Raw genomic sequence first — 13,939 nt, 5'->3', positions numbered from 1 at the left:
AACCATAATGCGTAGTGCTATATAATGAATAAAAATCAAATTCTATAGCAATCAGGTTTCAGTTGTGAGAATTAATGTTGAAACTGATCCCCCCTAACCCCCCTTAATAAGGGAGAAACTCGATAATCTCATAAATCATTACTGATTGCTATAGTAGTAATTAACTTCCCTCGCAATGACAATCAATAAATACTATTATTTCCCTACGGATAAATTAGTTTAGGTATTTAATAGTGTTTGAATTACTTATACTAAAATCAAAATATTTGAATAGTTTATGACTTCTGAAAAGCCAGATAAGCCAGAAAAAGAAACATCATCAGATTCCCTCTCACAAGAGCGATAAAACGCAGAAAAATTTATCAAAAGTCTCGGTAATTTATTGGCAGAAATACCCCAAAAATCAGTCCAAGTTTTCATTCAGTGGATGCCATTAGGTGGTAGTAGTGTAACGTTTATTTCCGCTTTATTTGAACAAGAATGGTTTAGGGCTGTTCTTACTTTTCCTGTTATGATAGTTACAGTAATTTGGGCTAACTATACAGAAAGTTTTCTCAAGCGATTAGGAGAAGTCTTTAAAGAAAAAGGACGGCAAGATGTTGATAGTTTGATGTCTTGTCAAAAAAAATGTGGAAAGCTTTTACGGAAACCATTACCTGGCAATTAGCTGGAACTGATAAGAAATATCTAAAATGTCAAGGAAAGGAATGTTTACAATTAAAAACCGAAGGACTCAATACTTTTAAACCTAAATTAAGTGACGTTTTTGTTCCACTTGAATTAAGCGGTAATTTATTTCCCGATTCTCAAGGAAGACTTACTCCACCAGTGTTGCAAGGATTTAATTGGAGACGTAATTTAACTCAAAATGAGGATAGACAAAAGGATTTAAGTATTTGGTATATCCTACGAAAAGCACAACAAAATCCCCTTTATCGCTCCTTAGTAATTATTTCAAAAGGAGGATATGGAAAAACTACTTTAGTTCGTCATATTACCTATATTTATACAACTAATAATCTCTATGAACAAAAAGCTTATAATGCTCCAAAATTATTACCTGTGTTGCTTTATCTAAGAAAATGGCAAGACTTAATTGCTGATGAAAAAGCACCCGATTTACCAACTCTGATTGAAAAGCATCATCTTCCTAGTCTTGCTGGTGGAGACAGTCTTAAATTACCTCCTAATTGGGCTAAAAATCATTTAGATGATGGTACAATGCTAGTTATGTTGGATGGTTTTGATGAAGTGAAAGAAGAATGGCAAAAATCCGTCAGTGAATGGATTAGTCAACAACTCAAGAAGTATTCTAATTCTTTTTTTATTTTGACCTCTCGTCCCGCTGGTTATCATCAATATCAAGGAGAAAATAAACCCCAAACTCCTTTATTTGTCAAACCTCTAAATGAAGACCTACAAAACCGTTTTATTGAAAAATGGTATTTAAGTTGGGAAGGCCATATTAGTCAAGAACTAGACCCCAATGAAGCGCAACGAAAGGCTGCTCATTTAAGTCAACAACTTAAACCTATTGAAAATGAAATTAACCCTTTAAGTGACTTTGCAACAATTCCTCTTCTTCTTAATATGATTGTTAATTTAGATGCTAATTATCCACAAGAAAAATTACCATCTAGACGGACTGATTTGTTTCTTTCTATTGTTCGCTTACAACTAGGAAATAGACCCCTAGCTAAACAAGTAGAAATGCCCTTAGAACCAGGAGAAAGTCAACAAGTTTTACAGCAATTGGCGTTATTGATGATGGAGGAAAATCAAACAAAAATTGAACCTGATTTACGGCTTGAAAATTTAACAAACTATCTTGCTTGTATCGATGAATCAGTTTCTGCTACAAACTTTCTCAAAAAAATTGAAGAAGTAAGTGAATTGCTCGTGAAAATTGATGATCAATACGAATTTGCTCATAAAAATTTTCAAGAGTATTTAGCAGCGGCTGAAATTAAACGAACTAAGCAAGAACAAATACTATACGCCAATTATCAAGAACAATGGTGGCAAGATACTATTCTTCTTTATGCTGCACAACTGAAAAATCCTACTGACTTTATTCGTTATTTATTAAATCTGAACACCAATTCTGCTACTCAGTTAGCTTATCAGTGTTTCCGAGAAACTACTCGTCAACTTGACCCCGAAGTAGAAGTCAAAGTCAAATTAAAGTCCCTCTCTACCGCAGTAAAAAATGCCCTTTACCAAAAAATAGAACAACTCCTCAAAAATCAGCAATTCAAAGACGCTGACTATGAAACCTATCGCGTAATGATTGAAACCGTTGGGAAAGAGGAAGGAGAATCTTTTGATACCAAAGATTTTGATACTTTCCCCTGTGACGACTTACGCACCCTTGATCAACTGTGGGTTAAATACAGCAAGGGAAAATTTGGTTTCAGCGCCCAGAAAAAAATCTATATGGATGAACTTGGTGGAACAAGAGACTATAATAAAGAAATCTGGGACAAGTTTTGCGATCGCATCGGTTGGAGAAAAGGACGGTGGTATGTGAATTACAGTGACCTTATCTTTGAATTACAAGATTCTACACCAGTGGGACACCTCCCTCTAATTGGTGGTTCAGGTTGGTGGATAGGTGGGGGGTGCTGGACGTGGTTCTTGTCTCTCACGCAAAGACTTGTAAACTGTAATATATCCCCACACGCTTCGCAAAGGCAAAAGTAAAAAGGCAAAAGGCAAAAATTAATTCTTTCTTAAATTAGATAGTCAATAACTTCTTGATTAGATAATTTAATTAAGCGATCGCCTTGACCATCTTTCCCCCAAATTCTCACCTTTTTGGCTACTATATTGACCGTATTATTTTGGTTAGTTAATAAGGTCACATTCCGATCATCTGAAGCTTTAATCATCCCCAATAAACTATCAGTTTTCTGGGCAAATTGTAAAGCCTGTGTACCAATATCACCCAGTTTTGTCATGCGTAACCCTGTAATATTTAATCGTTTAGCATAGCCTAATTTAGACACTAATAAAACTGTCTTATTTTCATCCAGGGTAACACAACTAATAATGTTTTCCCCATAGCGTAACTTTAATGCTTGATTTCCTTGAGCATTGCGACCCATAATATGAATAACTTCATCAACAACAGGGAAGCGTAAAACTCGACCACTGGACATGGCTATCGCAACTTCTTCTCCTTCTTTTGTAGGAGAAATAAACTCAAGATAATCATTATCTTTCAGTTTAATTAAGACTAACCCTCGATTGGTTAAACCGTCTAATTCTGATAATTGAATGCGTTTGATTTTTCCTTGATTGGTCAATAATAATAAATCGTGATTTTCCTTGTTTTCTAACACGAAGAAAGCAGAGATAACTTTCTTACTATCCCGTTGTGCGCTTTTAGGTAATAAACTCAGTAAAGAAATTGGTTGAATATCAATGGGAGGAACATCAGCAACATTTACAGGATAGGCTTTGCCGATATCAGTTATAACAACAAACTGCTCCCTTTCTTGGATAGGTTCGCTGTAAATTGGTAAATGGTTATCAGGTATTTTATCGTCAGGCGATCGCCAACATATTGTCCCTTGATAAGTCATTTCTAAGATGGCATTTTTGGGAGGAGTTTGGGGAGTAAATAAGTTAAAGGGTTGAGTTACTGTTTCCGTTTGTTGGTTAGATTTTGATTCTACTTTATCTTTATTTGTACTTTTTCTTTGAGATGTTGAGGTTGTTGTTGATGAACTTTTTTGGGCAGTTGCTTGAACAATACGAGTACGTCTTGTATCCCCATATTTACGTTTGAGCGATCGCAGTTCTTTCTTTAAGACTTTTAGAAATTCTGGGCGATTATTTAACAGGGTTTCTAACTCATTAATTTTCCCTTCTAATTCATCGGATTCTGCCTGTAATTTCTGCCTTTCTAACCCCGTTAAACGACGCATAGGCATGGCTAAAATTGCGTTAGCTTGCGCCTCACTTAAATTCAAATCTCTTTGAAACTGTACCTTAGCAGTAGTGCCATCGGCAGCATGACGTAAAATATCAATGGTGCGATCTAAATCATTGAGGGAAATTAATAATCCTTGCAAAAGATGTAAGCGGTTTTGACATTCTTGTAATTCATTATTGTATTGACGGGTTAAAGTATCTTCCCGAAATTTGAGGAATTCTTCTAATAGTTGACGAAGGGATAATTGACAGGGTTGATTATCAAGCAAGGCTAACATAATCGCCCCAAAATTTTGTTGTAGGGCTGTTTTTTTATACAATTCCTTCAACACCGTTTTTGCCACAGCATCCCGTTTCAACTCGATCACCACTCGCATTCCCGTGCGATCGCTTTCGTCACGAATATCAGCAATACCGTCTAACCTACCATTGTTGACCAAATCGGCGATTTTTTCGATCCAAGCGGACTTATTCACCTGATAGGGCAATTCTGTGACAATGATAGCAGTTCTCTCCTTACGGCGTTTTTTGCCCACATCCATGCGTTGAATTTTCACCACCCCACGCACGGGAATAATACCTTTTCCGTGACGATACGCTTCTTCAATGCCTTGACTGTTAATAATTTCGCCCCCTGTGGGGAAATCGGGGCCAGGAATAATTTTCCATAGCTTTTCGTCGGATAACTCGGGATTATCGATTAAACCAATCAACCCATCCACCACTTCCCCTAAGTTATGAGGGGGTATATTGGTGGCCATTCCTACGGCGATCCCTGTACAACCATTAAGGAGTAAATTAGGTAATTGTGCTGGTAAAACAACGGGTTCTTGTTGAGAATTATCAAAATTACTACTAAAATCAACGATCGCCTCGCTGATCTCTGTCAACATCGATTGATCGGCAATGGGAGATAGTCGAGTTTCAGTATAACGCATAGCTGCCGGAGGATCGTTATCTACCGAGCCAAAGTTACCATGGCCGGCCAAAAGAGGATAACGACTAGAAAAGTCTTGAACCATCCGTACTAGGGCATCATACACCGCTTGATCCCCGTGAGGATGGTATTTACCCAAGACATCCCCCACCACACGGGCGCATTTTCTGAAAGGGCGATCGGGGGTTAAACCTAACTCGTGCATGGCGTAGAGAATACGACGGTGAACAGGTTTTAGGCCATCTCTAACATCCGGTAAGGCCCGTCCCACAATCACACTCATGGCATACTCAAGATAGGAACGCTGCATTTCTGCGTGTAACGCTGTGGGGATAATTTCACCGCTTCCTACGAGTCGTAACTGTTTTGCCATAAGTTTCCTTTCCTGTTGAATGAATCATCTTGGGGGATGTCCCTATTACTTACCATACATCTCTTGGGTTTTTTGGCAAGTATTTTTAGGGTACACCTTCAATAGTATATTTCTAACAGAACTTTTGTGCAGTGTGGGGAGTGTACTTCTACTTCGCTCAGTAACAGGGGAGTATTGGGATTTTATATTTAATCTATGATTTTTTGTAATCCTTTGATAAACATTTTGAAGCTGTAAGATTTATTTTTATCTAAGTTTTTAACTTCTAAATATTCCCCAATTTTGCGAGAACCACTGATGGGTTGGTAACTATGGACAAGTTTTTTTAGTTCTTGTTTTGCTGAGTTAAGTTGATCAGGATTTGTATATTTTTTATTATTTTGTTTTTTACTCAATTTTCCTGTTTTTAGCTCAAATGCTTTTTCAACAGCAGCTAAGTCTCCTAAAAACCATGATTCTAGTTCATGACAAACAATTCCAATTAAAGTATCAGATCGTCCAGACTTATTAGATAAATTTTTTAGGTTATTTTTTATTTCTACACAGTCTCCTGAGTCTTGATCCCGAATAATAACAAATCTACCTGCTGTTTTCCAAGCTTTTAGTTTTCTGGGGATCGACTTTTCTAAGTCTTGCTTACCTTCATGATGGATACACTTAAAGGTAACGGTTTCCGGTATAATTCTCGGTAATAAAACCTCTAATAGTTCTTTCATGGAACGTTCTTCCAATAAAAATACTAAGTCATAGTCTTGGTTCATTTTGGATCAACACCTCCAAAAAGTCCCTGTTTCCATAAATATCCAGGTAAGTCTCCCTCTTGACATAAATTTTTGAGTAATTCTTGTTCAGAAGCACGATAAACTTTAGTAATTCCTTCGTGTTTTTCTAAGATTAGTTGACGGTTAATTCCACTCATAGAATAAAAAGGTGCGCTAAGACAATATTAACGCACCTTGAAACCTGACTAAAATTCACCAACTAAAGCATCATTACACCGTTCGCAAATAGTAGGATCATCTTTAAATTCTCCTACTTTTGTAGAATAGTTCCAACAGCGATCGCATTTCTCTCCTTCTGCTTTAATAACCCCCACAGAAACTAACTCTGACTCGCTTTGATAGTCTGCTTGTTTAATGCTATCTAAACTATCCACTAACTCTACTTGGGACGCTAAGACAAAATAACGTAATTCATCCACCTTGTTTCCACTTAAACTATCAGCAGGATTGAATTTTTCTAGTTTTTGTCTTAATTCTTGCTCGGGGATATAAAGTAAAACTTTTGCGTCTAAAGATGAACCGATCGCCTTCTCTTTTCTGGCTAATTCTAGGGCATTGTTCACTTCATTCCTGATTTCCCTTATTTTCGTCCAGGAAGCCCCTAATTCTGGATTTTCCCACTGTTTTGATGTTTTCAACCATCCCGCCTCAAAAACCGATTTATAGGGGGTTTCGTAGGGTAAAAATTGCCAAATATCTTCGGCCATGTGACATAAAACAGGGGCGATCGCTTTAGCTAAATTTTCAATTGCCACTGCTAGTACAGTTTGACAACTACGACGACGGATGGACTCAAGATGAGAAATATAAAGTCTATCTTTGGCAATATCCAGATAGAAATTAGATAAATCTACCACACAGAAATTTTGTACAGTTTGGAAGAAACGGAAGAATTGATAGGTATCAAACGCATCGGTTACTTCTGTAAAAACTTCGGTGATGCGATGCAACATATAACGATCTAATTCCGGTAATTCTTCATAACTAACAGTATGTTGCTTGGGATCAAAGTCGTGTAAATTACCCAATAAAAACCTGGCAGTATTACGAATCTTGCGATAGATATCAAATAACTGTTTTAGGATAGTTTTACCGATCCGAATATCTGAAGAATAATCCACCGATGACACCCAAAGTCTGACTAAGTCTGCCCCATAGGGTGGTTCTTGTTTGTGATTATTACCTCCATTGATAATCACATTAGGATCAACAATATTTCCCAATGATTTACTCATCTTGTATCCTTTTTCATCTAATACAAAACCATGAGTCAATACTGTCTTATAAGGTGCAATCCCATTTACTGCGACACTGGTTAACAAACTAGACTGAAACCAACCCCGATGTTGATCACTTCCTTCTAAATAAATGTCAACAGGATACTTTAATTCTTCTCTTTGTTTTGCAACCGAAGCCCAAGAAGATCCAGAATCAAACCAGACATCCATTGTATCAGTTCCTTTGCGATATTTGTCGGCATCTGCTTTGTATTGCTCTGGTAATAATTCCTCTATAGACATCTCCCACCAAGCGTCTGAACCCTTCTCAGCAAAAATTTTTTGAATATATTTGATAGTTTCTTCTGTTAGTAAAGGTTCATTAGTTTCTTGGTTGTAAAAAACAGGAATAGGTAAACCCCAACTCCGTTGACGAGAGATACACCAATCTGAGCGATCGCCTACCATAGAGGTAATACGATTTTCTCCTTGAGAGGGAACCCAATTAACTGTTTTAATCGCTGTTAAAGCAGCATCTCTAAATCCTTCCACAGAGGCAAACCATTGTTCAGTTGCCCGAAAAATAGTCGGTTTTTTTGTTCGCCAATCATAGGGATATTTGTGTTGATAAGCTTCTTCTTTCAATAATGAACCTTTTTCTTGTAACTCATTAATAATGACTTCATTAGCATCTTTAAGAACATTTAAACCTGCAAACTGTCCAGCCTCTTCTGTAAAATTACCTTTAGCATCCACAGGAGACAAAACCCCTAAACCATACCTTTGTCCCACCAGATAATCTTCTTGTCCATGTCCCGGTGCAGTATGAACTAAACCAGTACCAGACTCAGTAGTAACATAATCACCACCGATAAGAATTTCACTTTCTCTATCGTATAAAGGATGACGATAAATAGTATGTTCTAAAGCTTTTCCTGGAAGAGTTGCTTTTACCGTTAACTCTGTTTCAAAAGTAGTTGATAATCTTTCCACCAAATCAGCAGCCACAATCAGATACTGATATTTACAAGCATCAGAATTCTGTTCTACCACAGCATAATTGAGATCAGGATTAAGGGCAACAGCTAAGTTTCCTGGTAGAGTCCAAGGGGTTGTTGTCCAAATAGCAACCCCCAAATTATTTAAGAATGGTTTTAAAGTTTCTTCTAAATCTTTTGACACTTTAATGATAGGAAAAGCCGCAAAAATACTTCTGGAAGTATGACCTTCAGGATACTCTAACTCTGCCTCAGCTAAGGCAGTTTGGGAACTGGGACTCCAATGAACCGGTTTCAGTCCCCGATAAATGTACCCTTTTAAGGCCATTTCCCCAAATACTCCGATTTGCGCTGCTTCGTATTCAGGAGTTAGGGTTAAATAGGGGTGTTCCCAGTTTCCCCACACGCCGAACCTTTTGAAAGCTTTGGCCTGTTCTTGTTGGGTTTTAAGGGCAAAATCACTGGCTTTACGGCGTAGTTTGAGAGGGGTTAAACCTTGCCTCTCTTTTGACTTCATACTTTGTAATACTTTGAGTTCGATGGGGAGTCCATGACAGTCCCAACCAGGAACATAACGAACTTTATGACCTCGCATTAGTTTATATTTATTAATAATATCTTTGAGGGTTTTATTTAAAGCGTGGCCCATGTGTAGGGAACCATTAGCGTAGGGTGGACCATCGTGGAGTACAAACACCTCTTCTGGGTTTTCTTGGGATAATTTCTCATAAATTTGATTATCCGCCCAGAATTTCTGTAATTCGGGTTCCCGCTTTACAGCATTGGCCCGCATACTAAAATCAGTCTTGGGTAAATTTACCGTATCTTTGTAGCTTTTGGGTTCTGTCACAGTAGTAATTAGAAGTTATTGTATTGGTTACTTCTTATTATCATATTACAAGGATTAAGATTTATTGCTTGAAATAAAATCAAGACAAAAAGTCTAGATACAATAAAGATTGGTTGAATTTCGGACTAAATATGGCTTCACTACTCGGATTAAGCTATGTTATTTTAGGGATTATCTATATTGTTGTTGCACGTACTATCTGGAAATCCTTATTTCGGCAATTTTTAAACCCAAGTTTATATCATATTCAATCCTTAGCTTTGCCTAGTTTTTTGATTGTAATAGGGTTGATTTTATTGGGTTTTGGATGGCGATTAGATCCTATTTTGCAGTTTGCTTTTTTTCTGCAATTTACTTTATTAATCTATGTTGTTGGTAAGGATAAGATGCTATTTCAAATAATGAGTAATTCAAAAAAACATGGTTAATTATACCTTTAACTTTGCAATATTATTAGGAATAATTGATATTTTTCTTGCTGGGGGACTCTTATTTGTTTATATCGTACTTTCTTCAACTCAAGAAGAAAAAATAGGTTCTAAAGCAGGGACTTTATTTATCATTCAAGGGGTTTCCAGTTGTCTATTATTGGGATTAAGTGGGATAATTTTATTTTTCCAAGGATGGAGACTAGATTCTGTTTTACAGTTTTGTGTATTCTTACAAACTATAATTATCATTTATTTTGCACTAAGAGATATCTTCATATTTACAGTTAAAATTTTCCCTCAAAATAAATCATCAGAAGATTAAAAGTTTATATAGCACTTCTCATACTTCTGAGTCTAAGAAACGCTATATAATCTAACTTATTCTGAATCTGAATTATCAATCCATGTCATCTTTCTCTGACATTGTGCATAAATTTCTTGTATTAATCTATTTTGTATGGGTTCCATGAAATCATCATTGACAAAGTCAATGGGCAATAAATTTCCATTGTCCAATAATTTTCCCATTTCTTGATGATAAATTGCTGTCGCTTGAGGATCTTGATAAGATTCTGTCGTTCCTTCAGTTTGGGAAATTTCTGGTTCTGGAAGTTGACAGATTCTTTGAGCTATATACTTAATTTGAGAGGATGTAGGTACTGCTTGAGCAGGTAAAGATAAGACTGTTAATAGGGTTAACGAAATAGGTAAACGGAAACTCATGTAACTTAGCTCCTTATTTATTGTTCTCAGGGATACCAAATTGATAGTTATTGGCAATTTCATAAACTCTCACAGGACAAGTATCATAAGCTTTTTGAACAACTAAATCATATAAATGATTTTGTTTATCTTCATTTCTAGCCTCTTCAAGGCTAAGGGTTTGATCATACAACCATCTTCCCCTCGAACGTAGGAAAATACTTTCAAGACTTTCAGAAGAGTTTCTCGGAGTATTACATATTCTCTGAGCAGCTTGAGTGATCTGAGAATCACTAGGAAATGCTCGAACTGGTAAGGGAAATAGTATCCATAATACTGAAATCCCTAAGATAGACTTAGGTAGCATAATTAGGGTTTGCTGAATAAAAGCAAAACCCTATTCTTTAAAAGGTTACACCCATATTCGCGATCGCAAAAAAGATCAGCTTTGTCTGCTACAAACCGCTATAATTGGTAGAAACACCTCCCAGTTGTTGGTCAAGAACAAATGTATCGAAAAGAGGAGCAACCTTTACCGCCCCCAGAAAAATTTGAATTACCTTTCGAGGGCAAATTGTCCCCCAATAATCGTTGGGTAATCATGGCAGAGTTGATACCTTGGGATGATTTTGAGGAAGAATATGCTAAACTTTTTTCAGCAGAAAAAGGTGCGCCAGCCAAACTATTTAGAATGGCATTAGGGACATTAATTATTAAGGGAAAATTAGGAACAAGTGATAGAGAAACTATAGAACAGATTAAAGAAAATCCCTATCTACAATACTTTATAGGTTTAAATTGTTATCAACAAGAGCCACCACTGGAATCTTCAATGCTAGTTCATTTTAGGAAAAGAATTGATGGAGAATTGATAAACAAAATCAATAAAAAAATAGTAAAAAGAGAAATAGACAAGAGTGATAAAGAAGTAAAAAAAAAGGATTGTCTCCAAGAAAAAGGAGAAAAAATAAAAAATAAAGGTAAACTAATTTTAGATGCGACTTGTGCGCCAGCAGACATCAAATACCCAACGGATTTAGGCATATTAAATCAAGCCAGAATTGAGACAGAAAGAATAATAGATAATCTTTATAAACCATTAAGAGTAAAATTGAGAAAAAAGCCGAGAACTTCTAGAATAATTGCTAGAAAGGAATACTTAAAAGTAGCTAAAAAACGAAAAGTATCTTATCAAGAAAGAAGAAAAGCTATCGGGAAACAGTTAAAATACCTTAAGAAAAATTTAGGAAATATAGAAGACTTAATTCAAGCTGGGGCTTCCCAGGAAAATCTGAGTAAAAGACAGAAAAATTGTCTAGAGACTATCAAAAAAGTTTATGAACAACAACAGTCAATGTGGGAGAATAAGACCCAGAGTGTTCCTCAAAGAATTGTAAGTTTAACTCAACGGCATATTCGTCCAATAGTGAGGGGAAAAGCAGGAAAACCAATAGAGTTTGGAGCTAAACTCTCAGTAAGCTGTGTAGATAACTATGTGTTTCTAGACAAAATAAGTTGGGAAAACTTCAATGAATCTTGTCATTTAAAAGAACAAGTAGAAAAGTATAAAGAAACGTTTGGCTATTATCCCGAATCCGTCCATGTAGATAAAATTTATCGAACTAGGGAAAACAGAAATTGGTGTAAGGAAAGAGGTATAAGAATCAGTGGTCCGAAGTTAGGAAGACCTCCGAAAAATGTCAGTGAAGAAGAAAAGAAAAAAGCCCACTCCGATGAATGCTTCCGTAATGCTATTGAGGGAAAGTTTGGACAAGCTAAACGAATATTTAGCCTAAATCTCGTGATGACAAAACTCCCTGAAACCTCCATTACATCTATTGCTATTACATTTTTAGTTGTCAATCTTTCTAAACTTCTGAGGCAGTTTTTGTCGCTTTTTTTGTCCTTATTTACTAATAATAGAACAGGGGGAACTCATCAAACCGCCTTTCATTAATTTTGATTATACTTTAAACAATTTTTATGTACTAAAACTTATTGATTTGTCAGAAAATTCTTGGTCAAAAGTGGCATAAATTTTGGAGAAACTTTTTCAGCAAACCCTAATTAGGGGTCGAAGTGGTAGTCACCTACCACGACTCCCATTCCGAACCGTGCGTGAGACTTTCACCTCACACGGCTCTCGGCAATTAGTCCCTTGTCGTGGGTACTGTTAAAACGTCGTCTTTCCATTCATAGCCATTATCTAACCAATCATAGAGATAGTCATTTTTGCTTTTAGCATCATGACAGTGACGATGTAGAGCTTGTAGATTGTCGTACCTGTCCTTTCCACCTTTCGATTTTGGGATTATGTGGTCAACTTCTATCAAGTCATCGGGTGTAAAGTGTTGCTTGCAGATAGGGCAGATACCTTTTTGTTTCTTTAAGAGTTTTGACACTCTCATTGGTGTTCCAGTGTATATTCCCCGTCTTTTGCTCCAGTATGTCCAGTTTCCGTCATATGGTGAGACTTCGGCCCTAACCAATTGATGTCTTTTTATTTCCGTTTCGGCGTGGTAGTAAAGGACCATTCCATTTGTTTGAAATGTCCATTTTCCGCGTCTTCCGTATGAGAAATATTTTCTGAGGGCTTCAATCAGTGGGGTCTTATTCTTTTTCCTGCTGACTGTCCAGGCTCTCAGCATATTCCATAATATGTGGTCTTCGGTGTCGAACGTTTCCTTACTGCATACAGTTCGGTAATAATTACACCATCCTCTTATTATGGGGTTTAATTTTGCAATTAATGCTGCTTGTGGGGCATTCTTGTTGGCATTTATGACCTTTTTGATCGCCTCATGGTGAGCTAGTATTTTCTTTTTGCTTGGTTTGATTATAGTTTTGAATCCAAGTATCTCACGATGGGGTGTTTTCCCAGAGTGGTATTTCCCTACGGGGTAGGACTTTATGTTGAATCCAAGAAAATCGAAACCAGGGTCAATGGTTTTTCCGTCGTGTTCAATACTTTTTAGAGTATGTCTGATGGAAGTCTTTTCTGGTTTTAGTTCCAGTCCGACTTGTTTCAACCATTGTGCAATTAGATTTTTACATTTTAGAATAACGTCGTAGTCCTCATGGAGAACTACGAAATCATCGGCATAACGGATGATTGCAGGTTGGTATCCTGTTTTGTAGCTACCATCTTTCCTCTTTTTATTTGCAGGAAATTGGTTTCTTATATCATTAATCAATCCGTGTAGTGCAATATTAGCCAATAAAGGGCTTATTACACCGCCTTGGGGAGTTCCTGAATCGGTTTCCTCAAATATACCCTTGTCCATAACACCGCATTTTAGCCATTGTTTAATGACTATTTTGACGTTATTAGGACAATCTAATTTGGACAGTAGGTGGTCATGGTTAATCTTATCAAAACATTTGGATATATCGGCATCTAGAGCATATTTGGCTTTTGAATTGATTACCGTGTATATCCTTTGTATAGCGTCTTGTGCGCTTCTGCCTGGACGAAAACCGTAAGATGTTCCCCCAAATTGGGCTTCCCAATATGGCTCTAAGGCTGATTTAACCAAGGCTTGCATTACTCTATCTTTCATGGTGGGAATTCCCAGACCACGTTTTTCTTCTCTTCCAGGTTTGGGAATCCAAACCTGGAAGAGTGCCTTTGCTTTGTAACCTTTTAAAGCTAGTGCAGCTTGGCGAAAGTAATCCACCAGATTTTTACAGAAACTTTCGTGACTAGCCAC

At 36.8% G+C, this 13,939-nt stretch carries 12 protein-coding genes; 5 read left to right on the top strand and 7 right to left on the bottom strand.

The genetic code is table 11. From position 1 onward, the window contains the following. Positions 1-382: 382 nt before the first annotated feature. Both CWATDRAFT_RS07200 and CWATDRAFT_RS07195 read left to right on the top strand, forming a co-directional pair. Positions 383-667 carry a hypothetical protein gene (locus CWATDRAFT_RS07200; RefSeq protein ID WP_021834566.1) on the top strand — a complete coding sequence of 95 codons (285 nt, stop codon included), beginning with the start codon at positions 383-385 and terminating at the stop codon, positions 665-667. Beyond that, the gene (locus CWATDRAFT_RS07195) at positions 628-2,703 is read left to right on the top strand and encodes a GUN4 domain-containing protein (protein ID WP_007304383.1); all 2,076 of its coding nucleotides are present in this window, start codon (positions 628-630) and stop codon (positions 2,701-2,703) included. The genes CWATDRAFT_RS07200 and CWATDRAFT_RS07195 overlap by 40 nt, the downstream gene beginning before the upstream one ends. Before the next feature lie 29 nt (positions 2,704-2,732). On the opposite strand, the gene CWATDRAFT_RS07190 is transcribed toward CWATDRAFT_RS07195, so the two are convergent. The 4 genes from CWATDRAFT_RS07190 to ileS all read right to left on the bottom strand — a co-directional run bounded on the left by CWATDRAFT_RS07190 (position 2,733) and on the right by ileS (position 9,096). Next, the gene (locus CWATDRAFT_RS07190; RefSeq protein ID WP_007304382.1) at positions 2,733-5,249 is read right to left on the bottom strand and encodes a DNA gyrase/topoisomerase IV subunit A; all 2,517 of its coding nucleotides are present in this window, start codon (positions 5,247-5,249) and stop codon (positions 2,733-2,735) included. Positions 5,250-5,437: 188 nt separating this feature from the next. After that, entirely contained in the window at positions 5,438-6,010 is a 573-nt protein-coding gene (locus CWATDRAFT_RS07185) for a DUF4276 family protein (protein WP_007304381.1), read from the bottom strand. Continuing rightward, a complete protein-coding gene (locus CWATDRAFT_RS38335) occupies positions 6,007-6,168 on the bottom strand; it encodes a hypothetical protein (protein WP_007304380.1) in 162 nt (53 codons plus the stop codon). Before CWATDRAFT_RS38335 ends, CWATDRAFT_RS07185 begins: the two co-directional genes overlap by 4 nt. A gap of 48 nt (positions 6,169-6,216) precedes the next feature. After that, entirely contained in the window at positions 6,217-9,096 is a 2,880-nt protein-coding gene (gene ileS, locus CWATDRAFT_RS07180; protein WP_042711307.1) for an isoleucine--tRNA ligase, read from the bottom strand. Between the two features lie 113 nt (positions 9,097-9,209). On the opposite strand from ileS, the gene CWATDRAFT_RS07175 reads away from it, so the two are divergent. Next, positions 9,210-9,524, top strand: a complete 315-nt coding sequence (locus CWATDRAFT_RS07175; protein ID WP_157134053.1) for a hypothetical protein — start codon at positions 9,210-9,212, stop codon at positions 9,522-9,524. After that, a complete protein-coding gene (locus tag CWATDRAFT_RS07170) occupies positions 9,517-9,849 on the top strand; it encodes a hypothetical protein (protein WP_007304378.1) in 333 nt (110 codons plus the stop codon). Before CWATDRAFT_RS07175 ends, CWATDRAFT_RS07170 begins: the two co-directional genes overlap by 8 nt. A 56-nt stretch (positions 9,850-9,905) precedes the next feature. On the opposite strand, the gene CWATDRAFT_RS07165 is transcribed toward CWATDRAFT_RS07170, so the two are convergent. Further along, entirely contained in the window at positions 9,906-10,250 is a 345-nt protein-coding gene (locus tag CWATDRAFT_RS07165; RefSeq protein WP_007304377.1) for a hypothetical protein, read from the bottom strand. Between the two features lie 13 nt (positions 10,251-10,263). Then, positions 10,264-10,596: a hypothetical protein gene (locus CWATDRAFT_RS07160; protein WP_007304376.1), complete on the bottom strand. Its 333-nt coding sequence runs from the start codon at positions 10,594-10,596 to the stop codon at positions 10,264-10,266. 141 nt (positions 10,597-10,737) lie between these two features. On the opposite strand from CWATDRAFT_RS07160, the gene CWATDRAFT_RS07155 reads away from it, so the two are divergent. Then, a protein-coding gene (locus CWATDRAFT_RS07155; RefSeq protein WP_085961743.1) for an IS5-like element ISCwa2 family transposase occupies positions 10,738-12,265 on the top strand; the annotation gives its coding sequence in 2 pieces (ribosomal slippage) (positions 10,738-12,156 and positions 12,158-12,265; 1,527 coding nt in all). 114 nt (positions 12,266-12,379) lie between these two features. Here the strand turns inward: CWATDRAFT_RS07155 and ltrA are convergent. Then, positions 12,380-13,939 (bottom strand): group II intron reverse transcriptase/maturase, encoded by a 1,560-nt coding sequence (gene ltrA / locus CWATDRAFT_RS07150; RefSeq protein WP_081450933.1) that lies wholly within the window; start codon positions 13,937-13,939, stop codon positions 12,380-12,382.

Source organism: Crocosphaera watsonii WH 8501, from assembly GCF_000167195.1.
Lineage (GTDB): Bacteria > Cyanobacteriota > Cyanobacteriia > Cyanobacteriales > Microcystaceae > Crocosphaera > Crocosphaera watsonii.
This window is presented reverse-complemented; position numbering and strand designations above follow the sequence as displayed.